Below are 23,345 nucleotides of genomic sequence, written 5' to 3' on the forward strand. Positions count from 1 at the left end.
GCCCCCGTCACCGAACACCGACGAAAGGAACGACATGGCACTGCCCGCGAGGATCTCGGTCGAGGACTTCTTCGGTGCGCCCGAGCGCGCCGGTGCGACGATCTCGCCGGACGGAACCCGCATCGCCTACCTGGCGCCGTGGAAGGACCGGCTCAACGTCTGGGTCCAGGACCTGGACCCGGCCGGGAACTTCGACGGCGAGCCGCGCTGCGTGACCGCCGACGAGGCCCGCAGCGTGCAGAGCTACCAGTGGACCGACGACCCGCGCTGGCTGCTCTACCTCCAGGACAGCGGCGGCGACGAGAACTGGCACCTTTTCCGGGTCGACCTGGACGCCGCCGAACCCACCGCGGTGGACCTGACCCCCTTCCCCGGCGCCCGGGTGGTGGAGTTCGAGCCCTCCCGGGGAAGGCCGGGGAGGATGACCGTCTCGCTCAACGCCCGCGACGCCGCCGAGTTCGACCTGCACGAGCTGGACGTGGCCACCGGCGAACTCACCATGCTGGCCCAGAGCCCCGGCGCCACGGAGACCTGGTTCCAGGGCCGCGAGGGCGAGCTGTTCACCACCTCCCTCAACGCCGACGGCGACCCGCAGATCTCCCGTCGGGACCCCGAGACGGGCGACCTGCACCCCGTTCTGGTCCACGACGGCGCCGACTACCCGGTGGGCGTCTTCCCGACGCAGGTGACGCCGGACGGGACCGGGATGTGGATCGGCTCCAGCCGGGGCACCGACCGCACCCGCCTGGTGCGCGTGGACCTGTCCACGGGTGAGGAGACCGAGGTGGACAGCCACCCGGACTTCGACATCGACACCCGCGCGCAGGTCTTCCCCACCTTCCCCCCGCCGCTGATCCGGGACCGGCGGGGCGAGCTGCTGGGGGTGCGCTACACGGGCGGGCGCCAGGTCGTCCACGCCTTGGACCCGCACTTCGCCGAGGTGCTGGCCGAACTGGAGAAGCTGTCCGAGGGCGACCTGTCCGCCATCTCCTGTGACGACAGCGGACAGCGGTGGGTCGTGAGCTTCACCCACGACCGCGACCCGGGCGCGACCTGGTTCTACGACCACTCCACCGGGGAGTCCCGGCTGCTGTTCCGTCCCAACCCGCACCTGGACCCCGAGGCGATGGCGCCGATGACGCCGGTCACCATCACCGCTCGGGACGGGCTGGAACTGCCCTCGTACCTGACCCTGCCGGTGGGCGTGGAGCCCGAGAACCTGCCCATGGTGCTGACGGTGCACGGCGGCCCCTGGGCCCGCGACAACTGGGGGTTCAACAGTTCCGCGCAGCTGTGGGCCAACCGGGGCTACGCGGTCCTCCAGGTCAACTTCCGCGGCTCCAGCGGGTTCGGCAAGGCCCACATGAAGGCCGCGATCGGCGAGTTCGCCGGGAAGATGCACGACGACCTCATCGACGCCGTGGACTGGGCCGTCACACAGGGCTACGCCGACCCGGAGCGGGTCGCGATCCTGGGCGGCTCCTACGGCGGCTACGCGGCTCTCGTGGGTGCGGCCTTCACCCCCGACCGCTTCGCCGCCGCCGTCGACGTCGTCGGCATCTCCGACCTGGCCAACTTCATGCGGACCCAGCCCGCGTTCGTGCGGCCTTCGCTGGTCAACAACTGGTACCGCTACGTGGGCGACCCGGCCGTCCCCGAGCAGGAGGCCGACATGCTGGCACGTTCGCCGATCAGCCGGGTGGACCGGATCACCGCGCCGCTGATGGTCGTCCAGGGCGCCAACGACGCCCGCGTGGTCAAGGCCGAGTCCGACAACATCGTCGCGTCGGTGCGCGAGCGCGGCGTGGACGTGGAGTACCTGGTCTTCGACGACGAGGGACACGCCATCGTCAACACGGAGAACCTGATCACCATGTTCGGCGCCATCGACCGCTTCCTCTCGCGCCACCTCGGCGGACGGTGAACCCCTGACCGACCGGACCGGTCGCCGCCGTGCCGCGGCGCACCTTCCCCCTGAAGGGGTTGAGTGTGCCGTGACGGCATGGTGTCGACTGGTTCCGGTCGTGCCCCGGCACGGAACCCGGTCGTGACACGGCGCGAGACCCCACCGCGGGGAAGAAGGAGGGACTGTGGACTGCCTCGGACAACCGTCGGAGCCGGAGGAGGGCGACGCGGAGGAGGCGCGGCACGAGCACGACGCCGCAACGGCGGACGGCAGGCCGCTGCGGCCGTTCCGGCGCCGCGAGGTGCTCCACCGGGTGCTCTATACCGTCGAGCACCCCGGCCCGGGCGGTGGACGCGTCGTCTACACGGCCGAGGTGGACCTCGGCCGGGAGGACGGGTGCGCCGAGCTGTACGCCGACGGGAGGAGCCAGGCCAGAGCCGAACTCCCGGCGGCCTTCCCGGTCCCCGGTGGGGTGATCGAGGTCGACATCTCCCTGTACGGCGTCCGCCGCGTGCACCTGGTCCTGGACGACGGCCGGGAACAGCGGCTCACCCCCGCGCCGGGCACCATCGAGGACCTGCGCGGCCGACTCCACCGCCGACACCCCCGGGTGAGCCGCGCGATCGCGGGGCTGGCGGTCGCGATCCTGGCCCTCAACCTCGTCCTGGCCGTTCCCCAGGCGCTCGAACTCGTCACCGGTATCCCCAGGGTCGCCGAACTCTTCGGTTCCTTCACCTCGCCGGTCGCACTGCCGCGGTGGCTCAACGCCGCGCTGATCCTGGCCGGGGTCCTGGCCGCCGTGGAGCGGGTCCTCACGCTGCGGCGCAACCGGGTGCTCGACGCCGAGACGCTCTGGATGAACTTCTGACACCGCCCGGCCGGCGGCCCCGGCCGGGCGGCCCCGGCGGACTTCCCGTCCGTTCCACGGCGCGCGCGGTGCTCGTGTCGGGGGAACCGGGGTCCAGCGCCGTGGTGCTCACCTTCGCCCACCAGATCGCCGACGGCGTCGGCGGCCTGCGGGCCCTGTTGGACCTGGCGGCGGCCCTGGGCGGTGAGGACCTGGACCGCGGTGGCGCCCCGGGAACGCAGGAGGAACTGCTCGCCCGCACCTGTCGGGCGGCCGGAGGCGGTGAGGCGGCGGCCGGAGGCGAGGCGGCGGACGGTGTTGGGGTGCCGGAGGGTGGTGGGGCCGCGACCGGTACGCCCCCGGAGGAGGACGCGCGCATGGACGCCGTCGGCGAACTCGTGCCGTTCTCCGGGCGCTTGCCGCACGTCGACGCCCTCGCACTGCGCGAGGGGCTGACCGAGCGGCTCGTCCGCCGCTGCCGCCTGGAGCGCACGTCCGTCCACGCCGCGCTCTGCGCCGCCGCCGCGACGGTGCTCCACCGTGAGGGGCGCGAGTTCGTGCGCGTCCTCAGCCCGATGGACCTGCGCCACGCGGTCGGCCTGCCCGACGAGGTGGCCGTCCGCTTCGCGGGCGCCCGGACGGCGAGCACCGCGGACGAGGCGAAGGACTTCTGGGCGCTCGCCCGGCGGACCGGCGGATCGCTGGCCCGTCTGCGCGCGCCGGGCGCGCTCAGGGCCGGTGCCGCGGCCGTCGTGGAACACCCTCCCGAGGGCTCCGGCGACGCCGAGGCGATGATGGCCGCCGCCACCGCGGCCGACATCCAGATCACCAACGTCGGGGTCGCGGGGGTGGCGGGGGGGCGCGGGCGTCGCGCACCCGGGCGGGCAGAGCCTGGCGGCCCTCTCCGCCCTGTGGGGTCCCGCGCAGACCACACAGCTGCGGGGCGAGCACGTGCTGGGCGTCGTCACCGTGGGCGGGCGGCTGCGGATGACGGAGCTGACCCGCGACCACGTCGCCGGGCTCCTTCCGCGGATGGGCGTTGTGCTGGCCGAGGCGTGCGCCGAGCCGACTCGCGGCTGAGCGGGCGGTTCCGGCACCAGGGCCGGGGACCGGGGGAGCGGCTCCGGCCCGGGCCCGGATGCGGGCCGGGCCTGCGGCCGGTCGGGAGCACGCGGGGGCTCCGCCTCCCGTTTCCCGGGAGGCAGGGGTCCGGTCAGTAGGGGACGCGGTTGCGTCCGACGAGGAACCACAGGATGGCCCCGATCAGGGGCGCGATGCAGACGAAGATGAGCCAGACGACCTTCATCGCCCCGTCCACCCGCGACATGAGGATGCTGAACACGGCCGCGATGATCAGCACGACCGTCACCAGGGACACCAACGCGACCCCGACCAGCAGCAGGATCGGGAGCACGGTGTGGACGAGGTTCGGATCGTTCGCCGCCAGGAGTGACATGTCGTTCCCTTTCGAGGTCCGGGGTCGGGCGTGGTGTCCCCGCCCGACCGCGGCGGGACCGCGGGCGGAAGGGCTCCCGGCGGTCCGTCGGTGCGGGCCGACCGGGCTCCCCTGCGGGGACGAACACCACGCTAGGCGCGGGACCCGTGGGGAGGCATCCCTCTGGAGAACCCACCGTGCCGTCTCCTAAGGCGGCACGCCCCGGGGGAGGGGAGCCGCTTTGGTCGGTGCGCCGACCGACTTTCGTCGGTGCCCCGAGGAGTGTCGCCGTCCCACGAATTCCCGTCCGGGCGAAGTAGCCTCGGCGGGGAGAGGGAGGACCACCATGACAGGACAGGGCAGGACACCCGGACCCGACCACCCCATCACCGTCGAACCCGCCGGCGCGCGCGTCGTCGCGCGGGTGGGGGACCGGGTCGTCGCCGACACCGAGGACGCGCTGACCCTGCGGGAGGCCGCCTACCCGCCGGTCCACTACGTTCCACTCGCCGATGTGGACCCCGCGGTTCTGCGGCCGAGCGCGACCACCACCCACTGCCCCTACAAGGGAACCGCGACCTACCGCACGCTCGCGGTCGGGGAGGGCGAGGAGCTGGTCGACGCGGTGTGGGCGTACGAGGAGCCCTACCCGGCGGTCGCGGAGATCGCCGGGTACGTCGCTTTCAGCCCTGACAAGGTCCGGGTCACCGCCGATTTCTGAGCGGTCGCGCGGCGGGCTCCCCCCGGCGGGAGCGCCCGCCGCGCTCGCAGGCGTCGGTCCGGTGCCGAACTCTCCCCGCGCGGCCACGCACGGCCTCCGGCGCCTCCCACGGGGCGCGATCGTTCGACGGGAAGGCGTCACGTCCAGGACGCGTCCGGGTGCCAGCCAACCGCGCCGTGCTCGTAGTCACCGCCCGGGACAAGCCGCCGGAAGGCTCCGGTGACCCCGGTGGGGGACCAGGCCCCGCGTTCCTCCAGAAGCCGCTGGTGCTCGGCCCCCGCCCGCGGTCCACGCTCCATGAACAGCAGGTGGTCCACCAGCATGCGCAGGGTGGTCTCGCCTCCGTACATCCCGGGCCGCCGCAGGGCCGAGTTCAACTGGCCGACGAGGTGGGAGTGCATGTCCTCGGACGCCACGAGTGTTCTGGATGTGCCCATGCGCGCATTCTTCCCGTCGGGCCGCTCCGGTGCCTCCACGGGCTCCGGGCCCTTGCGGAAGGGATTGACGAAGTTGTGTTAGCGAGTAACACTTCTTGTGTCGGAACCGACCGGGGGAGGAGCGGACATGGACCAGCGCACGCGCCGCAGGCAGCGCAACAGGGCCGCCATCCAGGAGGCCGCCCTGCGCCTGTTCGAGCGGCAGGGCTACGAGGCGACCACGGTCGCCCAGATCGCCCGTGAGGCGGGCGTCTCGCACATGACGTTCTTCCGCTGCTTCCCCTCCAAGGAGGACGTGGTCCTGCGCGACGAGTACGACCCCATGTTGGAGGAGCTGGTCCGCGAGCAGCCCGACACGCTCCCGGCCGTCGAGCGGGTCCACCGGGCCACCCTGGTCGGACTCGGCCGGGTCTACGAGGACAACCGGGAGGCGCTGCTGGCCCGGGCCCGCCTCCTGCTGTCCATCCCGGCCCTGCGCTCGCGTATCGGCGAGAACCTGGCCTCGGCGAGCACCGCCTTCGAACGCGGTCTGGCCCCGGTCCGGGTCGAGGCCCTCGACCCGACTCCGCCTGCAAGCGCAGCCCTCGGTCCGATTCCGTCTGGAAGCGGAGCCTCCGGTCTGGATTCTCCTGTAAGCGAGGCCTCCGCTCCGGATCCGTCTGGAAGCGGAGCCCCCGATCCTGCGCCAGCCGGGACCGAGCCCCCCGGCCTGGAGACCAGGGCCGTCGCCGCCGCCTGTTCGGCGGTGCTGTCCGAGGCCGTGGTCGCCTGGGTGGACTCGGACGGCCGGGACGAACTGCCCGCGCTCGTCGACCGGGCCTTCCTCGCCCTGCGCGCCCCCTCACCCGCCCGCCACCGACCCTGAGGACCCCCCATGGCCGACCAGGTCATCACCGTCCAGGACCTCCGGGTCCGCTACCCGAACGCCGACCGGCCCGCGGTCGCGGGGATGAGCTTCTCCGTGGCCCGCGGCGAGGTCTTCGGCTTCCTCGGCCCCAGCGGCGCCGGAAAGTCCACGACCCAGAAGGTGCTCACCCGGCTGCTGCGCCGCTACGAGGGCGAGGCGCGCGTCCTCGGCCACCCCCTGCGCGACCGGGGCGCGGACTACTTCGAGCGCGTGGGCGTGGGTTTCGAGCTCCCGGCCGGGTTCGGCAAGCTCACCGCCCGCGAGAACCTCGCCGCCTTCGCCTCCCTCTACCGCGGTCCCGTCGAGGACCCCGGCGAACTCCTGGCCCGGGTGGACCTGGCGGACGCGGCCGACCGCAGGGTCGACGACCTGTCCAAGGGCATGCGCATGCGGCTCAACCTGGCCCGGGCGCTGGTCAACAGACCCGAACTCCTCTTCCTGGACGAGCCCACCTCGGGCCAGGACCCGGTGCGCTCCGCCCTGCTGCGGGAGGTCGTCCGGGAGGCGGCGGACCGGGGGTGCACGGTCTTCCTCACCACGCACGACATGGTCACCGCCGACCTGCTGTGCGACCGGGTCGCCTTCGTGGCCGGTGGGCGCATCGCCGCCGTGGACACACCGCGCGGCTTCAAGCTCCGCTACGGCCGCCCCGGCCTCGTGGCCCGGGTGCGCGGACGGGCCGCCCGGGAGATGCCGTTGGAGGCACTGGCCGAGGACGCCGAGCTCCTGGAGCTGCTGAGGCGGGGCGAGGTGGAGACGCTGCACACCCGCGAGGCCTCGCTGGACGAGGTCTTCGCGACGGTCACCCGGGAGAAGCTGTGAACCGCCTGCTCGCGACCGCCGCGCTGGAGTCGCGGGTCGGCCTGCGCTACGGCGTCGTACCCGTGGCCGCCGCCCTCGGCGCCGTGTGGACCCTGGCCCTGCTCGCGGTCCCCGCCGAGGCGGCCGGGACGGTGGCGGCCTACCTGCTCTTCCTCGACACGGCGGGCTTCGGTGCGCTCTTCGCCGCGGCCCTGCTGCTCTTCGAACGCACCGAGGGAACGCGTTCGGCTCTGACCGTGACCCCGCTGCGCGCGGGGGAGGGGGTGGCGGCCCGGCTCGCGGTGCTCACCGCGCTGACGCTGCTCATCGCCGTGCCGATGCTGGCGGCGGCGCTGCGGGGCCGCTTCGCCGACCTCGCGCAGGCCCTGCCGCCGGTCCTGGGCGGGGTGGCGCTCACCTGTCTGCTGCTGCTCACCGTGTGCCTGGCGGTGGGCGCCCGCTCCCGGGACCTGTCGGGCTTCCTCCTCGCGGCCCCGCTCACCGTCGCGCCGCTGGTCCTGGTCCCCCTCGTGCACGTCAGCGGAATCCTGGAGCACCCGCTCCTGTACGCGGTGCCGACCACCGCGGGCGCCGACCTCATCCGTCTGGGGGCCGCGCCCGGCTCCCTCGACGCGTCCCCCGCGGCCCTGGCCGCGGGCGCGGTCTACGCCGTGGCGTGGGCGGCGGCCGGGGTGGTCGCCGCCTCCCGCACGGTCGAGCGCGGAGAGGCTCCCGCTCCCCGGCAGCACACGAACGGCAGGGGTGCGGGCGGCCAGGGCGCGGCCGGGGCCCTCCGGCCGGACACCGGTCCGGTCCGGCTGGTCACCAGGCCCGACCGGCCGGTCACCGGACGCGGCGGCCTCCCGGCGATCGTGCGCTTCGCCCGCGTCGACCTCTTCGGCACCGGGCGCGACCCCCTGCTGCTGCTCATGCTCGGCGCCCCGGTCCTGCTGGCGCTGGTCATCCGCTTCGCCTTCCCTGCGGCCTCGGAGTTCGTCCTCGGCTCCTACGGGTTCGACCTCGCGCCGCACACCCCCGTGGTCCTGGCGGCACTGGTCCTGCTGCACGTGCCCATGATGTTCGGGGTGGTCGGCGGCCTGCGCGCCGTCGAGGACTCCGACGAGAACGTCCTGCTGGTGCTGCGCGCCTCGCCGGTGTCCGTGCCCGCCTACCTCGGCTACCGGACGGCCCTGGTCACCGCCCTGTCCCTGGCCGGGCTCGCCGCGGCCCTGCCCCTGAGCGGGCTCATGGCCCCAGGGTGGTCCGCGCCGGTCGTGGTCGCCCTGGTGCTCGCTGCCCTCCAGGCGCCGCTGCTGACGGCGTCGATGACCGCGCTGTCGGCCAACAAGGTGGAGGCCCTGGTCGTGGTCAAGGGGATCGGCGCGCTCCTGGTCCTGACCCCGGTGGCGGCCTGGGTCCTGCCCGCGCCCTGGAACCTCCTGCTGCTGCCGCTCCCGCCGTCCTGGCCCGCCCTGGCACTGCCCGGCTACGACGCCGGACCGCTGGGGCCCTGGCTGTGCCTGGCGGGAGGGGTCCTGGTCGCCGCCGCCGCGCTGGCGCTCCTGCTGCGGCGCACCGTGCGGCGGATCGAGGGCGCGTAGGCCGACGCGCGACCGGGGGCGTCCGGCCGGGTCAGCGGCTGCGCTCCGGCTGCCGGACGGACCGGGTCCGCCCTCCCCCCACGGGACACCGGACGGGCCCGATCCCGGCATCCTCCCCCCCCGACGGTCGGACGAGCCGGTTGCCCGAACTCCTCCGTCCGACAGCCGGGCGGACCGGGCCCGCCCCCGCGCCGCGGACCCTAGACCGGCTGGTCGAAGCGGTTCGTGCGCGCGAACAGGTCGGTCACCTCGCCCGACACCTCGAAGGGGGCCGTGCCGCGCCGGAAGACGATCGCCGGGCCCGGGGCGTCCGGCTGCACGGCGGTGCCGCCCACGGTCGCGCGGACCACGTCCGTCCCCGCGCCCCGCACGCGCAGGTGCGTCCCCTCGCGCAGGCCGAGGACGTCCACGTCGTTGGCCTCCAGGAACTCCGTCAGCCGGGTCTCCCGGGTCTCGCCCTGGTGCGTGGACCTGGGGTCGGCGTCCAGGTAGTGCGGGTTGATCTGGAACGGGACGAAGCCCAGCGCGGTGAAGGAGGGCGGCTCCACGATGGGCATGTCGTTGGTGGTGCGCAGCGTGGGAGCGGTGATGTTGGTGCCCGCGCTCGCCCCCATGTAGGGCAGCCCGGCCAGGACGCGGTCGCGCAGGTCGTCCATGAGCCCGGTGCGCTGGAGGTCGGCCACCAGGCGGAACGTGTTGCCCCCGCCCACGAAGACGGCCTGCGCCTCGTCCAGGACCCGCGCGGCCCCGGCGTCCGCCGGAACCCCCGTCACACGGACCCCGCGCGGCGCGAAGGCCTCAGCCACACGCGCGGTGTAGGCGGCGTGGTCGCCCCCCGCGAACGGCACGAACGCGACCGTGTCCCGGCCGTCGAGGAAGGCCTCCACCTCCTTCCACGCGTGGTCGAGGTAGTCCCGGCCGTGGTTGGTCGAGTTGGAGAAGAGCAGCAGCTCGGGCATGGTCCCCCTTCAGGGAGCGGTCGGGCGCGGGGAGGGGCGGGAGCCGTGCCCCCGCCTCCAGTTGCGCGTAGGAGGAGCCGGGCGGCGGTTGGAGAGCAGCCCGGTGAGATCGTCGGCCGCGGCGCGCAGCGGCGCCAGGTGGTCGAGCAGGTCGTCGTCGTGGTCGGAGTGCTTGTTCTCCACCAGCGTCACGGAGCCGACCGGGCGCTTGCCGCCGAACACGGGGACGGCCAGCGCGCGGGACGCGGCGTCGTACTCGCCCTGGGAGAGCGCGTAGCCCTGCTCGACGGCCTCGTCGAAGAGCTCCTCGACCTGCTGTTCGTCGAAGGGCGTGAGGTCGGAGAAGCGGGCGGAGGGGCGCCCCGCCAGCAGGGCCCTGCGCTCTGCCGGGTCCAGGAAGGCGAAGTAGGCCCGGGAGGTGGCCCCGGCGTGGGCTGGGTAGAGCTCGTCGAGGAAGGGGTGGGAGCGGCGCGGGCCCTCCGAGCCGCCGACCGCGGCGATGCAGCGCACGTGCGCGCCGTCGGGGACGCAGAACAGGCAGGTGCGGCCGCTGGAGCGGGCCAGGTCGGCGAGCAGGGGTTCGGCCAGGACGGAGAGGCCGCCCGAGCGCTCCCACAGCCCGGCCATGCGCCACATGGCGGGGCCCATGCTGTAGCGGCGCGTGTCGGGGTCGGCGCGTAGGAACCCCTTGCCCGCGAGGGAGGCCAGGAGGCGCTGGGCGGTCGACTTCGACAGGCCGAACTCGTCGGCGAGTTCGAGGACGCCCCAGCTCGTGCGGTACTCGTCGAAGCTGAGGAGGACGTCGAGCGCCCGGTCGACCGTCTGGAGCGGGCCGGTGCGTTCCGTGGAACCGGTGGACATGGAAGCCCACCCTACGTCCGCCGCGGGGCCCGTGGCCCTCGGCTCCGGGGATCGAAATGTGATCTTAACTCCCACATAGTGGGAAACCTTTGCCCCGGCGGGTGAACGGGAGGCAGCCTGGGCGTGACGGGCCAGGACGCGGCAGCCGCGCACCGCAGGCCTTTGACCAGCGACACTCCGTCCTCGACGGACGTGAGCCACCCCTGAAGGACACACATGGAACCGTCGGCACCTGGTTCGTCCACCGAACCGCAGACCCCGGGAAGCGCCCGCCACCCGCGCGCGTTCGAACCCGTCGTCGTCATCGTCACCGTCCTGGTGAGCCTCCTCGGGGCCGTCATCGGGATCCACATGATCACGACGCTCGGGGTCTCGCCCAACACCAGCGTCATCGGCGCGGTCGTGGCCATGCTCATCGGCCGGATCGGGTTCCTGGGGCTGCGCTCGATGCGCAACACCAACCGGCAGAACCTCATCCAGTCCTCGATCTCCGGCGCGACCTTCGCCTCGGCGAACTCCCTGCTCACCCCGATCGCGATCCCGTTCCTCTTCGGCCGCCCCGACCTGGTGTGGCCGATGCTGCTGGGCGCGTCCCTGGGCCTGCTCATCGACGTGTTCGTGCTCTACAAGGCGTTCGGCTCCCGGTTCCTGCCCGCCGACGCGGCCTGGCCGCCCGGTGTGGCGGCGGCCGAGACCATCAAGGCCGGTGACCGGGGCGGACGCCAGGCGGCCATCCTGGTGGGCGGCGGCGCGGTCGGGCTCGGCGCGTCCTTCCTGGGCATGCCGATGTCGGCGGCGGGCATCGCGATGATCGGCAACGTGTGGGCCCTGCTCATGTTCGCCGTGGGCCTGCTCGTCGCCCAGTACTCCCCGGCGGTCATCGGGATCGACCTCAACTCGATCTACGTGCCGCACGGCGTCATGATCGGCGCGGGCGTGGTCGCGCTGGTCCAGATCGTCGTCATCCTCGCCGGCCGCCAGAGCAGCCGGGAGAGGGAGCGCGAGGCCGCCCGCGACCGCGCCGCCCAGGACGACCCGTCCCTGGCCTACACGGTCGACCGCGTCACCCTGGGCCGGGCCCTGGGCTCGGGCTACGTTCTGTTCGCCCTGGGCGCCCTCGTGCTCGCGGTCACCGGCGGGATCTGGGCGGACATGAGCTGGCTGGGCATCCTCGGGTTCGTCCTGTTCGCCGCAGTGGCCGCGCTGGTCCACGAACTCATCGTCGGCCTGGCCGCCATGCACGCGGGCTGGTTCCCCGCCTTCGCGGTCACCCTCATCTTCCTCATCCTCGGCCTGGCGCTGGGCATCCCCGGCGTGCCGCTGGCCCTGCTCGTGGGCTACTGCGCGGCCACCGGCCCCGCCTTCGCGGACATGGGCTACGACTTCAAGGCCGGGTGGGTGCTGCGCCGCGACCGCCGCCCCTACACCGCCTTCGAGCTCGACGGCCGCCGCCAGCAGCTCATCTCCTCCATGATCGGGTTCGCCGTCGCCATCGGCATGGTCGCGCTGCTCTGGCAGGGCCTGTTCGAGGACGGCGCCGTGCCGCCCACCTCGATCGTCTACGCCGACACGATCAAGGCCGGGCTGAGCGACCCCTCGGTCCTGCTCCAGCTCGCCCTGTGGGCCGTGCCCGGAGCGCTCGTGCAGCTCCTGGGCGGCCCCCGGCGCCAGATGGGCGTCCTGCTCGCCACCGGCCTGCTCGTGGCCACGCCCAACGCCGGATGGCTCGTCCTGGCCGGGCTGGCGATCCGCCTGGTGTGGGAGCGCCGCCGCGGCGAGAAGGGCGAACAGGAGATCGCCCTGGTCGGCGCCGGACTCATCGCCGGGGACTCCGTCCACTCCGTCGGCACCGTCTTCAGCCGCTGAACCCGGGAGGAACCATGACACGACTCGGAGTCGTCACCATCGGCCAGGCGCCGCGCACGGACCTGACCCCGGAGATCACCGCCCTGGTACCCGAGGCCACCGTGGTCGAGCGGGGCGTCCTGGACGGCCTCACCCGCGCCCGGATCGAGGCGCGGCCGATCGCCCCCGACGACCACGCCCTCACCACCCGCCTCGCCGACGGCACCTCCGTCGTCCTGGGCGAGTCCCTGGTCATGGAGCGCCTGCCGGGCCTGCTCGCCGACCTGGAACGCGAGGTCGACGCGGTGCTGCTCGCCTGCACCGGCGCCTTCCCGGAGCTGGAGCACACCAAGCCGCTCTTCGTGCCCGACCGGATGATCGCCTTCGGGGCCGCGGCCCTGCTCGGCGACACCGGAAGCGTCGGCGTCGTGTGCCCCCTGCCCGAGCAGAGGCGCGACATCGAGGCCAAGTTCGGCCGCCGCCTGCCCGCCGGAACCCGGGTGCTCACCGACGTCTGCTCCCCCTACACCGGAACCCTTGACGACCTCGCCGCCGCCGCGCGGCGCCTGGCCGACGCCGGAGCCGACCTCCTGGCCCTGGACTGCATCGGCTACACCGAGGAGATGCGCGCCCGCGCGGCCGCGGCCTCGGGCCTGCCGGTGGTCCTGGCCCGGTCGGTGTGCGTGCGCCTGGCCTCGGAGGTCCTGGACTCGCTCGGCGCGCGGACGGAGGCGGCGGCATGAGGATCGGCGTCATCCGCGTGGTCACCACCGACGACCGGGAGCAGCTCGACGCGCACGGCCGCGTCATCCGCGAGGAGCTCGGCGTGGACACCGTCTCGCGGTGCCTGCCCGACCAGCCCGACGGCGTGCACGACGACGCCACCTTCGCGCTCGCCTCGGCCAAGGTCGCGGACCTGGCCGCGCGCATGGAACGCGAGGACGGCGTGGATGCGCTGCTCGTCAGCTGCGCCGCCGACCCGGGGCTGGCCCCGGCCCGCGCCGCGGTCGGGATTCCCGTCGTCGGCGCGGGGGAGGCCGCGGCCCGTCGGGCCCTGGAACTGGGCTCGCGGGTCGGCGTCCTGGACCTGACCACCCGCACCCCGGACTCGGTCATCTCCGTGCTCGGTCCCGCCCGCGTCGCCGCGCTCGTGCCCGAGGGCGTGCGCCGGACCCACGACCTGCGCACCGACGCCGGGCTGGCCGCCTCGGTCCGGGCCGCCGAACGCCTGGTCGCCATGGGCGCGGACACCCTGATGTTCGCCTGCACCGGCATGACCACCATCGGCCTGGCCGCCCGGCTCACCGACCGGGTCGGCGTCCCCGTCGTGGACGCCGTCCGCGCCGGGGCGCGCGCCGCCGTGCGAGCGGCGGAGGGTGCGGCCGAAGGCACGTCCGCAGGCGCGGCCGGGGACTGAGCCCGCAACCGCGACAACCCGCAACCGCGACAACACGACAACCGGCTGACGCGCCAACGCGGCAAGCCGTGTCGCCCGCGCGCACAGGCCGCGCGGCGACCACCCGAACGACCGCCCCGGCCGGGGCGCCGACCGCGGTGTCCGGCCGGACCGGGCGGTCCACCACCTGAGAGAGGGAACCCATGTCCTGGAGCCACGTCATCGAGACCCACGACCTGCTCGACACCCCGGCCGCGAACGGGGCGTCCGTGGCCGAGTACCTGCGCCGCCACGGCGCGGCCGACGGCGAGGTCCTCGTGGAGACCGTCGCGGGCGAGGGCGGGTCCACCGACTTCGTCCGGGTGACGATCGCCGGTACCGACGGCGCCGCCTCCGGCGGTTCCGCGCCCACCCTGGGCATCCTCGGCCGCCTCGGCGGCCTGGGCGCGCGCCCGGAGCAGATCGGCTTCGTCAGCGACGGGGACGGCGCCCTCACCGCCGTCTCCGCGGCGGCCAAGCTCCTGGACATGCGCCGCCGGGGCGACACCCTGCCCGGCGACGTCGTGCTGGCCACCCACATCGACCCCGACGCCCCGACCCAGCCCCACGACCCGGTTCCGTTCATGGGCTCGGTCGTGGACCAGGACGTCAGCAACCGGCACGAGGTCCTGCCCGCGATGGACGCGATCCTGTCCGTGGACACCACCAAGGGCAACCGGATCTGCAACCACCACGGCATCGCCATCACCCCGGCCGTCGTCGACGGGTGGATCGTCCGGGTCCCGGAGAGCCTGCTCGACATCGTCTCCCGCACCACCGGCCGCGCCCCGGTCGTGATGCCGCTGACCATGCAGGACATCACCCCGTACGGCAACGGCGTCTACCACGTGAACTCGATCCTGCAGCCGTCGACGGCCACCAGCGCCCCGGTCGTGGGCGTGGCCATCGTGACCGAGGAGGCCGTGGCCGGTTCGGCCACCGGCGCCACGGACCTGCGCAGCGTGGAGAGCGCGGTCCGGTTCGTCATCGAGACCGCGAAGGACTACGGCCGCGGCATCGCCAGCTTCGTCGACGCCGACGAGGTGCGGCGGCTCCAGGAGCTGTACGGGAGCATGTCCCACCTGCGCGGCGCGGGCGAGTCCGCCGCCTCCTGAGGCTGTCGGGGGTGCCGTCCCGCCCGGGCCACGGGGCGGTGCCCCTGTTCCCTGTTTCGCGGCGCGGCACAGCACAGGCCCGGACCGGTCACGAGAGCCGAACCTGGTCCGGCTCTGGTGATCTCGCCGAGCCCGCGCTGCTCAATGGCCACGCCGGGCGGGCCGCTTCGGGTGACGCGGGTGTGCCGGGCGGGGCGGGCCCGCCGCATGTGACGGGACGGGCCCCGCCGACTCCCTCGCGCCGGGGAGCGGCGGGGCCCGCCGTGCTCAGACTCGCGGGGCGGTCAGGCGCCGCCCAGGGTCGAGGCGTCGATGACGAACCGGTACCGCACGTCCGAGGCCAGCACCCGCTCCCAGGCCTCGTTGATCTGGTCGGCGCCGACGATCTCGACCTCGGGGGCGATGCCGTGCTCGGCGCAGAAGTCCAGCATCTCCTGGGTCTGGGCGATACCGCCGATCTTGGAACCGGCGAACGAGCGGCGGTTCTCGAACAGCGTGAACAGCGTCACCGCCACCGGCTCCGGCGGCGCGCCCACGCTCACGATGGCGCCGTCCAGCGCCAGCAGGTTGAGGTAGGCGTCCAGGTCGATGGGCGCGCTGACCGTGTTGACGATCAGGTCGAACGTGTTGGCCAGCCGCTCGAAGGTGTCCGGGTCGCTGGTGGCGTGGTAGTGGTCGGCGCCGAACCGCAGCCCGTCCCCGCGCTTCTTCAGGCTCTGCGAGAGCACCGTCACCTCCGCCCCCATGGCGTGGGCGATCTTGACCGCCATGTGCCCGAGACCGCCCAGCCCCACCACGGCGACCTTCTTGCCCGGTCCGGCGTTCCAGTTGCGCAGCGGCGAGTAGGTGGTGATGCCCGCGCACAGCAGCGGCGCGGCCTTCTCGAAGGGGATGGCCTCGGGGACGCGCAGCACGAAGTGCTCGTCCACGACGATGCGCTGGGAGTACCCGCCCTGGGTCACGGTCCCGTCCCGGTCGGTGCCGTTGTAGGTGTCGGTGAACCCGCGCAGGCAGTACTGCTCCACACCGGCCAGGCAGTTCGCGCACTCCCGGCAGGAGTCGACCATGCAGCCCACTCCCACCCGGTCGCCGACCTTGTGGCTGGTGACCTCGGAGCCGACCTCGGCGACCACACCGGCGATCTCGTGCCCCACGGTCAACGGATAGGGAACCTCGCCCCAGTCCCCGCGGACGGTGTGGATGTCGGAGTGGCAGATCCCCGCCCAGGCGATGTCGATCAGGACGTCCTTCGGGCCGACCTCCCTGCGCTCGATCGTGCCCGGCGCCAAGGGCGCGGTCGCCGACGAGGCCGTGTAGGCGTGAACGAGGGACATGAATCTCCTCAGAATTTTTTCGTGTTGGACGTGCGTCGAACCCCGTGGGAGGGCGCGGTCAGCCCTCCGGGCACGGGACGACGGGACGGCCGCGGATGCCGCGTCGACCGCCTCCGGCAGTCAAACACCCCGACGCCACCTCTGGGAGGGTCTGTCAGTGCCCGTCACGGCAGGTCCCGCTTGCGGGGCTTCGCCGTTTCCGCCCGGAGAGCCCCCGTCCGGTGACCGAGGGGGTTCCTCCCGTTCGGGGTAACGCCAAGACCTCCCACGAGCCCGTCCGGCTCCCTAGCCTGGAGGACATGGACCACCGCAACCAGATCCGGGACTTCCTCTCCACCAGACGGGCGAGGATCACCCCCGCGGGCGGAACTTCTACCCCGACTGCCTCCGGTCCGGCTCCCGACGGCACGCGGGCTGCCGAGGTCCGTGTCCGGTCTCGGCGCCCACGCCCTGTGCGCGACCGGTCCCGCCCCGGCGCGGCGTGGGATGATGGCGTCCATGGCCGACAGGGACGCACAGGAACAGCGGTTGCGCGACATCGCCGCCATCCGCCGTGTCCGCGACAGGATCGACCGCGAGTACGCCCAGCCGCTCAACGTCGAGGCGCTGGCCCGCGGGGCGCACATGTCGGCCGGGCACCTGAGCAGGGAGTTCCGACGTGTCTACGGCGAGTCGCCGTACTCGTACCTGATGACCCGGCGGATCGAACGGGCGATGACGCTGCTGCGGCGCGGCGACCTCAGCGTCACCGAGGTCTGCTTCGCGGTGGGCTCGTCCTCGCTGGGCACGTTCAGCACGAGGTTCACCGAGCTGGTCGGCGTGCCGCCGAGTGTCTACCGCCGCGACCACTCGCGGGCGGCGGCGGGCATCCCGCCCTGCCTGGCCAAACAGGTGACCAGACCGGTCAGGAATCAAGAAGCGCGCTCCCTGTAGCCCGGCCTAGCGTTGGGGGCATGGACATCACCATTCACCACGCCTTCCTGCCGCACACCGACGCCGAGGCCGCCCTGGCCTTCTACCGCGACATCCTCGGGTTCGAGGTCCGCAACGACGTCGGCTACGAGGACATGCGCTGGATCACCGTCGGGCCTGCGGGGCGCCCCGCGACCTCCATCGTGCTGCACCCGCCCGCCGTGGACCCCGGCGTCACCGAGGACGAGCGCCGCACCGTCCTGGAGCTGATGGCCAAGGGCACCTACACCGCGATCACCCTGGCCACCGACGACCTCGACGGCCTCTTCCATCGTCTGGAGGCCGCCGGGGCGGACGTGGTCCAGGAGCCCATCGACCAGGACTACGGGGTCCGCGACTGCGCCTTCCGCGACCCGTCCGGCAACCTCGTGCGCATCAACCAGACCGTCTGAACGGGGGGCTGGACGGGCCTGCGTACGACCCTGCGGCCCGGCCTTCGGCCCGCCCACCGGTCGAGGCCGGTCTGATCGGGACCGGTCCGATCAGGGCCGGTCCGGGCCGGAGCCGCTCCGATCGGGGCCGGCCCCGACCGGGGGTCAGCGCGACCGCTTCCGGGCCCGCCTCACCTCGCGGTCCACGGCCCAGGCGTCGGCGACCGGGCCGAGGTGGCCCAGTTTGTCGGGGTTGATCACCCCGTGCACGTGCTGGACCCGCCCGTCGAGCACATCCAGGACCAGCGCCTGGAGGACCCGGCCTTCCCGGTCGCGCAGGAGCGCGCCGGGCTGGCCGTTGACCTCGTGCTGCTCCAACGCCACGCCGATCCGCAGCAGCCGGGGGAAGACCGTGCCCAGCAGCCGCGCCACCCTCGCCGCGCCCGTGACGGCCCCGGCCAACTGCGGGGCCCGGCCGCCGCCGTCCCCGGGGCCGGAACCCGAAGTCCGCAGCCGCCGGGCCCCGTGCCGGAACCTAGTGGAACTGCCCGGGCTCGTAGCTTCCGGCGGGCTGCCGGGTGATGATGTTGAGCCGGTTCACGGCGTTCATGAATGAGACCAGCATGACCAGGGCGGTGAGCTGCTCCTGGTCGTGGTGCTCGGCGGCGCGCTCCCACACCCCGTCGCTGACCCCGTCGGCCGCGTCCGCGACCCGGGTGCCCTCCTCCGCCAGCTCCAGCGCGGCGCGCTCGGCGTCGGTGAAGACAGTGGCCTCACGCCACGCCGCGACCAGGTTCAGCCGCACGGCGGTCTCACCGGCAGCGGCGGCGTCCTTGGTGTGCATGTCCAGGCAGACGGCGCAGCCGTTGATCTGGCTCACGCGCAGCGCCACCAGCTCCTGCGTGGCGTTCGGCAGAGCCGAGTCCCTGAGCGCCCGGCCCACGGACATGAAGGGCTTGACGACCTTGCCCGCGGTCGGGCTGGTCAAGTAGTCGAGTCTTGCGTCCATGGGGGTGCTCCTTCGCGGTCGTCATCGGTTACACCCCCTGAGACGAGATGGCCCGTCGCCCTGTGACACGGTGGGTTGTGACCCGGGTCTCCCGATGTTCCGGAGGTTGGCTGACGTGCCCCCTGGGATGGGACGGCCCGTCGCCCCGTGTCCCGGGCGGTCGTGTCCCGGATCCCCTGCCGCTCCGGGGTTCGGCCGACGTGACCCCCGGGGCGGGACGGCCCGTCGCCCCGCCGCCTGGACGGGCGTGGCCAGGGCCCTCCCCTCCCGCCCGGGAACCGGCCGACGTGCTCCCGGGCGGGCCGCGCGACCGCTCCCGACCCCCTCCGCGCGGGTCGGACGGTCAGCCGCCGTTGGACTGGCGGATCCCCTCGGCGAGCGCGTCGAAGGAGTAGACGAACCCTCCGTCGTCCCCGCTGACGGTCATGTAGGCCTCGGTGGTCCCCGGCGCGATGGCCACGTTGGTGGCCGAGTACAGCCCCTCGGCTGCGTCGGCAGGGACGCCGACCGTCGCCAGGTGCTCACCGAGCGGGCTGTACACGAAGATGCGCGGCTGGCCGTGGACGGCCTGGTAGAGGTTGCCGTCGGCGTCCACCGCGATGGAGTCGATCCGGCTCGTGCCGCCGTCGAAGTACAGGGCGGCGTGGGAGGTCACCACCTCGGTGCCGTCCTCGTTCAGCGCGTAGTGGTCCACGCGGTTGTCGCCGTACTGGCCGACCCACAGCCCCGAGAAGTCCGGTGTGAACGAGATGCCGTTGGGCGCGGGCAGCTCCTCGGCCAGGACGGTCGCCTCCGCGGTCTCGTGGTCGATTCTGACGACCCTGCCCCGGCGTTCCCACGCCGGGTCCATGACACCGGCCGAGTCGCTGACGTACATGTTCCCGGCCTCGTCGAAGGCCAGGTCGTCGGGGTTCATCGGCGCGCCGTCGACCTCCCCGGAGAAGAACGTGGTGTGGTCCCCGCCCTCGGGGGTGATGCTGTCGATCTTCCCGCCGGCGAAGTCGGTCAGGTAGAGCCGGTCGTCGTGCGGGCTGAACTGCGCGGAGGTGTAGGCGCTGGTCTCATCGGTGAACACCGGGGTCACCTCCCGGGATTCGGTGTCCACCCCGAGCACCTTGGGCTCCCCGGCGGGGGCGGTGACGTCCACGACGAGCAGGCGCCCGTCGGCGTCGAAGGTCGGGCCTTCGAGCAGGGTCATCCCCGTCTCCTCGTGGACGGAGGTCACCTGGACCAGGAGTTCGGCGGTGCGCTCGGTTCCGCCGTCCTCTCCGTCCTCGCTCGTGGCGGCGGGGGCGGCGCATCCGGCCGCCGCGCCGGTCAGGGCCAGCGCGGCGAGTGCGCGGGCGGCCACCGTTCGTCGCGGCCTGGGGCAGTGCGGTTCCATACGGTTCTCCCTCGGGGTCTGGGATGCGGGATCGGGTGTCAGGGGGCGTGCCCGGCGCACGCGCGCCCCGCCGCGCGGCGGGGCGCGCGTGCGCCGGGCACGCCCCGGAGGACGGGGCGTTCCGGAGGAGGGCGCCCGCGAGGGTTCCCGGCCGGAACGGCCGCGCGCTGTTAGGGCCGTGCGTCCATGACCTCGTGCATGCGGCTCCCGCGCCAGTCCGCCAGCAGCCGGTGGAAGGCCACGGGACCGGGGCTGTAGGAGAAGCCGCCGTGCACGCCCGCGCCCTCGCGGTTGTAGTAGCCGGGAGTGCACTCGGCCTGGAACGCCGAGTTGTCGTGCGCGGTCTCCCGGACGGTCCGGCCCCACTCGTCGGCGGCCTCCTGGGAGGGCTCGACCACCGGGGCCCCGGTCTTGCGCGCCTCGGCGACGACGGCGGCGATGTGCTCGGCCTGCTCCAGCAGGATGTGCGCGAAGTTCACCGAGTTGGCGTTCTGGAGCGCGCCCAGGTGGAACAGGTTCGGGAACCCGTTGCTGTAGAAGCCGTGCAGCGTGCTGGGTCCGCGGCTCCAGGAGGCCAGCAGGTCGCGCCCGCCGCGCCCGCGCACCGGCAGCGTTCCCGACATCACCCCGGACACGCCCACGTCGAACCCGGTGGCGAAGACGACGCAGTCCACGGGGTACTCGGTGTCCCCGACGACGATCGCGTCCTCGGTCATGCGGGTGATGCCGCCGTGGTCCGCGGTGTCCACCAGGGTGACGTCGGGCCGGTTGAAGGTCTGGAGGTAGTGGTCGCTGAAGCAGGGCCGCTTGCACATGTAGCGGTACCAGGGCTTGAGCAGCTCGGCCGTGGCCGGGTCGTCCACGACCTCGTCCACGCGCGCCCGGATCTGGTTCATCTTGCGGGCGTCGACGAGCTCGTCGATCCGCTCGCGCTCCTCGGCCGGGACGCTGGTGTCCAGCGCGCCGGTGATCATCTTGCGCTGGAGCCGGGCGGTGGAGGTCCAGCCGTCGCGGGTCAGGTCGGTCTCGACCGGCTCGCCGGAGAGGATCGCCAGGAGGTTCTCCATGCGCTCGCGCTGCCAGCCGGGCTTGAGGGAGGCCGCCCACTCCGGGTCGGTGGGGCGGTTGTCGCGCACGTCCACCGAGGAGGGGGTGCGCTGGAACACGTACAGGTGCCGGGCGTCGCGGCCCAGGTGCGGGATGACCTGCACGCCGGTCGCGCCGGTGCCCACGACCGCGACCCGCTTGTCGGCGAGGCCGGTGAGGCCGCCGGTCTGGTCGCCGCCCGTGTAGCCGTAGTCCCAGCGGCTGGTGTGGAAGGTGTGGCCCCGGAAGGTGTCGATCCCCGGGATGCCCGGCAGCTTGGGCTGGGTGAGCGTGCCCGAGGAGGTGATGACGAACCGCGCGCGCATCCGGTCGCCGCGGTCGGTCTCCACCACCCACTCGTCCGCGTCCTCGTCCCAGGTCAGTGCGGTGGCGCGGGTGTGGAACAGCGTGTCGTGGTACAGGCCGAAGGTCTGGGCGATGGCCACGGCGTGGCGGCGGATCTCCTCGCCGGGGGCGTAGCGCCACTTCGGGACGTAGCCGACCTCCTCCAACAGGGGCATGTAGGAGTAGGACTCGATGTCGCAGTGGATGCCCGGGTAGCGGTTCCAGTACCAGGTCCCGCCGAAGTCGCCCGCCTCGTCCATCATCCGGATCGACTCCACGCCCGCCTGGCGCAGCCGCGCGCCGGTGGTCAGGCCGCCGAAGCCGCCGCCGATCACGAGCACCTCCACGGTGTCGGTCAGCGGTTCGCGTTCGGTCCAGGGGGTGTAGGGGTCCTTGGCGTAGTAGCCGAACCCGCCCTTGGCCGAGCGGTACTGGCCGGCGCCGTCGGGGCGGATGCGGCGGTCGCGCTCGCGGGCGTACCTGGCCCGCAGCGCGTCGAGGCCGATCTCCTCGGTGCTGTCTTCATCGCGGTGCGCGTCGGAGGCTGTGCCCATGTGCCGTCCTCACTTCGTTGCCGTCGCATCGCGACGCGGACGCGGCGCCGGGCTCGCGCGGGGGATGGCCGTGGTGCTCACGGGAGCGTGGAACGGGATCCGGGCGGCTGCCATCCCGATGCGGCGGCGGTGTCGTTGAACCGTACGCCAAAAAGCTTAGCATCAGGCTAAGTATTTGGGTCCGGGGGCGCCCGTCGCGGCGCTCTATCATGGCGGCATGCGGCAACAGGTTTCCGAACAGGGCGAACACGAACGCGAACGCATCGTGCGCGAGATCCAGACCCTGAACGGGGTCATGGAGGAGACCGTGATGGCCGCCCTTCTGCAGAACCTGCTGTCGATGGACCTCACCATCCAGCAGCTCAGGGTGCTCATGGTCCTGGTCACCACGAAGGAGGGCGCGACGGGCAGGGGGCTGTCGGAGTCGTTCGGCGTCTCCATGGCGTCGATGTCGGGCGTGCTCGACCGGCTCGTGGCCCACGGCGTCGCCGAGCGCTCGGCCGACCCCGACGACCAGCGCGTCCGCCGCCTCCGCGCCACGCCCCTGGGCGCCTCGGTCGTGCGGCGCCTGATGGTGGCGCGGCCCTTTCGCGACGACATCCTCATGGGCCTGCCGATGGAGGACCTGCGCGCCCTCGAACAGGGGTTCCGCGCGGTGAGCAGGGAGATCTCCCGGCTGGGCGCACCGGACTGACTCCCTCCGCCGGGCGGGCCCGGCCGGGGCGACTACGGGAGGCCGGCCAGGACCGCGCGGAAAGGGGTGCGCCCCGCCCGCACGGGGCGGGGCGAAAGGGTCACCGGCCCGACCGGGCGGAGAGCCGCGGCGAGACCATGCGTCCGACCGCGCGCAGCAGGGCCCGGAACTCGGCCCCGTTCGGGCGCACGCCCAGACCGGCGTACATGAGCGCGTTCCCGTACTCGGCCATGAGGACGATCCGGCCGTCCTCCACGTCGAACCGCGTCACATAGGTGTTGCGGTAGGGCTGGCCCGTGCGAGCGACGACCATGTCGCCGACGCCGTGGAAGAAGAGCTGGCGGCCGTCGGGCGAGACGCGCCACGCGTGGTCGCGCCACCGCAGCGGGGCGAACTTGTCGAACAGCGCGCCCGTGTAGGCCAGGACCTCGCTCCTGCCCTTGACGTCCGCGACGCACAGGCCCCGTGTGCGCCCCTCGATGATGTCCGCGACCCCCTCGGGGGTCGTGGCGCCCCGGGCGTGCATGAACAACTGCCGCGCGTCCTCGGCCAGGGTCCGGGTCACGGCGTCGATGTCCTTGGCCTCGACGGCGCGGATGAACTCCTGGGCGACGGCGAGTCCGGCGTGGGCGGCAGGGGTGGCGGGGGTCAGCTTCTGGTCGTGCATGAGGGTCTCCGATCGTCGTGTTCTGCGGGTTCGTCTTGTAGCGCGGGCGGGGAGCCGGT

The 23,345-nt window shown here is 73.4% G+C and carries 24 protein-coding genes; 14 read left to right on the plus strand and 10 right to left on the minus strand.

The features are described 5' to 3' along the window. The first annotated feature begins 34 nt into the window (after positions 1 to 34). The 3 genes from PV789_RS12740 (at position 35) to PV789_RS12750 (ending at position 3,973) form a co-directional block, all read left to right on the plus strand. A complete protein-coding gene (locus tag PV789_RS12740) occupies positions 35 to 1,924 on the plus strand; it encodes a S9 family peptidase (RefSeq protein WP_274977614.1) in 1,890 nt (629 codons plus the stop codon). A gap of 166 nt (positions 1,925 to 2,090) precedes the next feature. Next, positions 2,091 to 2,774: a hypothetical protein gene (locus PV789_RS12745; protein ID WP_274977615.1), complete on the plus strand. Its 684-nt coding sequence runs from the start codon at positions 2,091 to 2,093 to the stop codon at positions 2,772 to 2,774. Between the two features lie 74 nt (positions 2,775 to 2,848). Continuing rightward, positions 2,849 to 3,973, plus strand: coding sequence for a hypothetical protein (locus tag PV789_RS12750; protein ID WP_274977616.1), 1,125 nt, complete (start codon positions 2,849 to 2,851; stop codon positions 3,971 to 3,973). Here the strand turns inward: PV789_RS12750 and PV789_RS12755 are convergent. Continuing rightward, on the minus strand, positions 3,967 to 4,209 hold the full coding sequence (locus PV789_RS12755) for a PLDc N-terminal domain-containing protein (RefSeq protein WP_212640215.1): 243 nt from the start codon (positions 4,207 to 4,209) through the stop codon (positions 3,967 to 3,969). The genes PV789_RS12750 and PV789_RS12755 overlap by 7 nt on opposite strands. Before the next feature lie 325 nt (positions 4,210 to 4,534). Between PV789_RS12755 and PV789_RS12760 the strand changes: the two genes are divergently transcribed. Further along, a complete protein-coding gene (locus PV789_RS12760; protein WP_274977617.1) occupies positions 4,535 to 4,909 on the plus strand; it encodes a DUF427 domain-containing protein in 375 nt (124 codons plus the stop codon). 137 nt (positions 4,910 to 5,046) lie between these two features. Here PV789_RS12760 and PV789_RS12765 read toward each other — a convergent pair whose 3' ends face one another. Next, positions 5,047 to 5,346 carry a hypothetical protein gene (locus PV789_RS12765; protein WP_274977618.1) on the minus strand — a complete coding sequence of 100 codons (300 nt, stop codon included), beginning with the start codon at positions 5,344 to 5,346 and terminating at the stop codon, positions 5,047 to 5,049. A gap of 127 nt (positions 5,347 to 5,473) precedes the next feature. On the opposite strand from PV789_RS12765, the gene PV789_RS12770 reads away from it, so the two are divergent. The 3 genes from PV789_RS12770 to PV789_RS12780 are packed head-to-tail and all read left to right on the plus strand — an operon-like array spanning position 5,474 to position 8,655. Continuing rightward, on the plus strand, positions 5,474 to 6,211 hold the full coding sequence (locus tag PV789_RS12770; protein ID WP_274977619.1) for a TetR/AcrR family transcriptional regulator: 738 nt from the start codon (positions 5,474 to 5,476) through the stop codon (positions 6,209 to 6,211). A gap of 9 nt (positions 6,212 to 6,220) precedes the next feature. Then, the gene (locus PV789_RS12775) at positions 6,221 to 7,075 is read left to right on the plus strand and encodes an ABC transporter ATP-binding protein (protein WP_274977620.1); all 855 of its coding nucleotides are present in this window, start codon (positions 6,221 to 6,223) and stop codon (positions 7,073 to 7,075) included. Next, a complete protein-coding gene (locus PV789_RS12780; protein ID WP_274977621.1) occupies positions 7,072 to 8,655 on the plus strand; it encodes a fluoroquinolone export ABC transporter permease subunit in 1,584 nt (527 codons plus the stop codon). The genes PV789_RS12775 and PV789_RS12780 overlap by 4 nt, the downstream gene beginning before the upstream one ends. Before the next feature lie 200 nt (positions 8,656 to 8,855). Here PV789_RS12780 and pepE read toward each other — a convergent pair whose 3' ends face one another. Further along, complete coding sequence (gene pepE, locus PV789_RS12785; RefSeq protein WP_274977622.1) at positions 8,856 to 9,614, minus strand: dipeptidase PepE; 759 nt, start codon at positions 9,612 to 9,614, stop codon at positions 8,856 to 8,858. Between the two features lie 9 nt (positions 9,615 to 9,623). Next, positions 9,624 to 10,475, minus strand: a complete 852-nt coding sequence (locus PV789_RS12790; RefSeq protein ID WP_274977623.1) for an IclR family transcriptional regulator — start codon at positions 10,473 to 10,475, stop codon at positions 9,624 to 9,626. 216 nt (positions 10,476 to 10,691) lie between these two features. Between PV789_RS12790 and PV789_RS12795 the strand changes: the two genes are divergently transcribed. The 4 genes from PV789_RS12795 (at position 10,692) to PV789_RS12810 (ending at position 14,870) form a co-directional block, all read left to right on the plus strand. Further along, on the plus strand, positions 10,692 to 12,341 hold the full coding sequence (locus tag PV789_RS12795; protein WP_274977624.1) for an OPT/YSL family transporter: 1,650 nt from the start codon (positions 10,692 to 10,694) through the stop codon (positions 12,339 to 12,341). A 14-nt stretch (positions 12,342 to 12,355) separates the two neighbouring features. After that, the gene (locus PV789_RS12800; protein ID WP_274977625.1) at positions 12,356 to 13,063 is read left to right on the plus strand and encodes an AroM family protein; all 708 of its coding nucleotides are present in this window, start codon (positions 12,356 to 12,358) and stop codon (positions 13,061 to 13,063) included. Beyond that, the gene (locus PV789_RS12805) at positions 13,060 to 13,737 is read left to right on the plus strand and encodes an aspartate/glutamate racemase family protein (protein ID WP_274977626.1); all 678 of its coding nucleotides are present in this window, start codon (positions 13,060 to 13,062) and stop codon (positions 13,735 to 13,737) included. The genes PV789_RS12800 and PV789_RS12805 overlap by 4 nt, the downstream gene beginning before the upstream one ends. 182 nt (positions 13,738 to 13,919) lie before the next feature. Further along, positions 13,920 to 14,870 (plus strand): DUF1177 domain-containing protein, encoded by a 951-nt coding sequence (locus PV789_RS12810; protein WP_274977627.1) that lies wholly within the window; start codon positions 13,920 to 13,922, stop codon positions 14,868 to 14,870. Between the two features lie 284 nt (positions 14,871 to 15,154). On the opposite strand, the gene PV789_RS12815 is transcribed toward PV789_RS12810, so the two are convergent. Next, positions 15,155 to 16,204 carry an NAD(P)-dependent alcohol dehydrogenase gene (locus PV789_RS12815; protein ID WP_274977628.1) on the minus strand — a complete coding sequence of 350 codons (1,050 nt, stop codon included), beginning with the start codon at positions 16,202 to 16,204 and terminating at the stop codon, positions 15,155 to 15,157. Between the two features lie 498 nt (positions 16,205 to 16,702). On the opposite strand from PV789_RS12815, the gene PV789_RS12820 reads away from it, so the two are divergent. Together PV789_RS12820 and PV789_RS12825 are read left to right on the plus strand one after the other, a co-directional pair. Further along, positions 16,703 to 17,137 carry a helix-turn-helix transcriptional regulator gene (locus PV789_RS12820; protein WP_274977629.1) on the plus strand — a complete coding sequence of 145 codons (435 nt, stop codon included), beginning with the start codon at positions 16,703 to 16,705 and terminating at the stop codon, positions 17,135 to 17,137. A 20-nt stretch (positions 17,138 to 17,157) separates the two neighbouring features. Then, positions 17,158 to 17,568, plus strand: coding sequence for a VOC family protein (locus tag PV789_RS12825; protein WP_274977630.1), 411 nt, complete (start codon positions 17,158 to 17,160; stop codon positions 17,566 to 17,568). Between the two features lie 144 nt (positions 17,569 to 17,712). Here PV789_RS12825 and PV789_RS12830 read toward each other — a convergent pair whose 3' ends face one another. The 4 genes from PV789_RS12830 to PV789_RS12845 form a co-directional block, all read right to left on the minus strand. Then, positions 17,713 to 18,009 (minus strand): sigma-70 family RNA polymerase sigma factor family protein, encoded by a 297-nt coding sequence (locus PV789_RS12830; RefSeq protein ID WP_274977631.1) that lies wholly within the window; start codon positions 18,007 to 18,009, stop codon positions 17,713 to 17,715. 73 nt (positions 18,010 to 18,082) lie between these two features. Beyond that, a complete protein-coding gene (locus PV789_RS12835; RefSeq protein ID WP_274977632.1) occupies positions 18,083 to 18,556 on the minus strand; it encodes a carboxymuconolactone decarboxylase family protein in 474 nt (157 codons plus the stop codon). Positions 18,557 to 18,899: 343 nt separating this feature from the next. Next, entirely contained in the window at positions 18,900 to 19,940 is a 1,041-nt protein-coding gene (locus PV789_RS12840; protein ID WP_274977633.1) for an SMP-30/gluconolactonase/LRE family protein, read from the minus strand. A gap of 170 nt (positions 19,941 to 20,110) precedes the next feature. Then, a complete protein-coding gene (locus tag PV789_RS12845) occupies positions 20,111 to 21,925 on the minus strand; it encodes a flavin-containing monooxygenase (RefSeq protein ID WP_274977634.1) in 1,815 nt (604 codons plus the stop codon). A gap of 217 nt (positions 21,926 to 22,142) precedes the next feature. On the opposite strand from PV789_RS12845, the gene PV789_RS12850 reads away from it, so the two are divergent. After that, the gene (locus tag PV789_RS12850) at positions 22,143 to 22,619 is read left to right on the plus strand and encodes a MarR family winged helix-turn-helix transcriptional regulator (protein WP_274977635.1); all 477 of its coding nucleotides are present in this window, start codon (positions 22,143 to 22,145) and stop codon (positions 22,617 to 22,619) included. A gap of 100 nt (positions 22,620 to 22,719) precedes the next feature. Here PV789_RS12850 and PV789_RS12855 read toward each other — a convergent pair whose 3' ends face one another. Next, a complete protein-coding gene (locus PV789_RS12855) occupies positions 22,720 to 23,286 on the minus strand; it encodes a nuclear transport factor 2 family protein (RefSeq protein WP_274977636.1) in 567 nt (188 codons plus the stop codon). Between the last annotated feature and the right edge of the window lie 59 nt (positions 23,287 to 23,345).

This window comes from Nocardiopsis camelliae (assembly GCF_028993595.1).
Classification (GTDB): Bacteria; Actinomycetota; Actinomycetes; order Streptosporangiales; family Streptosporangiaceae; genus Nocardiopsis; species Nocardiopsis dassonvillei.

Bases quoted from the DNA above. Each gene is read 5' to 3' on its own strand.
- PV789_RS12765 (WP_274977618.1), bottom strand. From the start codon at position 5,346: ATGGGCACATCCAGAACACTCGTGGCGTCCGAGGACATGCACTCCCAC.
- PV789_RS12755 (WP_212640215.1), bottom strand. From the start codon at position 4,209: ATGTCACTCCTGGCGGCGAACGATCCGAACCTCGTCCACACCGTGCTC.
- PV789_RS12850 (WP_274977635.1), top strand. From the start codon at position 22,143: ATGCGGCAACAGGTTTCCGAACAGGGCGAACACGAACGCGAACGCATC.
- PV789_RS12845 (WP_274977634.1), bottom strand. From the start codon at position 21,925: ATGGGCACAGCCTCCGACGCGCACCGCGATGAAGACAGCACCGAGGAG.
- PV789_RS12815 (WP_274977628.1), bottom strand. From the start codon at position 16,204: ATGTCCCTCGTTCACGCCTACACGGCCTCGTCGGCGACCGCGCCCTTG.
- PV789_RS12800 (WP_274977625.1), top strand. From the start codon at position 12,356: ATGACACGACTCGGAGTCGTCACCATCGGCCAGGCGCCGCGCACGGAC.
- PV789_RS12825 (WP_274977630.1), top strand. From the start codon at position 17,158: ATGGACATCACCATTCACCACGCCTTCCTGCCGCACACCGACGCCGAG.
- PV789_RS12810 (WP_274977627.1), top strand. From the start codon at position 13,920: ATGTCCTGGAGCCACGTCATCGAGACCCACGACCTGCTCGACACCCCG.
- PV789_RS12795 (WP_274977624.1), top strand. From the start codon at position 10,692: ATGGAACCGTCGGCACCTGGTTCGTCCACCGAACCGCAGACCCCGGGA.
- PV789_RS12820 (WP_274977629.1), top strand. From the start codon at position 16,703: ATGGCCGACAGGGACGCACAGGAACAGCGGTTGCGCGACATCGCCGCC.
- PV789_RS12770 (WP_274977619.1), top strand. From the start codon at position 5,474: ATGGACCAGCGCACGCGCCGCAGGCAGCGCAACAGGGCCGCCATCCAG.
- PV789_RS12760 (WP_274977617.1), top strand. From the start codon at position 4,535: ATGACAGGACAGGGCAGGACACCCGGACCCGACCACCCCATCACCGTC.
- PV789_RS12740 (WP_274977614.1), top strand. From the start codon at position 35: ATGGCACTGCCCGCGAGGATCTCGGTCGAGGACTTCTTCGGTGCGCCC.
- PV789_RS12775 (WP_274977620.1), top strand. From the start codon at position 6,221: ATGGCCGACCAGGTCATCACCGTCCAGGACCTCCGGGTCCGCTACCCG.
- PV789_RS12790 (WP_274977623.1), bottom strand. From the start codon at position 10,475: ATGTCCACCGGTTCCACGGAACGCACCGGCCCGCTCCAGACGGTCGAC.
- PV789_RS12805 (WP_274977626.1), top strand. From the start codon at position 13,060: ATGAGGATCGGCGTCATCCGCGTGGTCACCACCGACGACCGGGAGCAG.
- PV789_RS12855 (WP_274977636.1), bottom strand. From the start codon at position 23,286: ATGCACGACCAGAAGCTGACCCCCGCCACCCCTGCCGCCCACGCCGGA.
- PV789_RS12835 (WP_274977632.1), bottom strand. From the start codon at position 18,556: ATGGACGCAAGACTCGACTACTTGACCAGCCCGACCGCGGGCAAGGTC.
- pepE (WP_274977622.1), bottom strand. From the start codon at position 9,614: ATGCCCGAGCTGCTGCTCTTCTCCAACTCGACCAACCACGGCCGGGAC.
- PV789_RS12840 (WP_274977633.1), bottom strand. From the start codon at position 19,940: ATGGAACCGCACTGCCCCAGGCCGCGACGAACGGTGGCCGCCCGCGCA.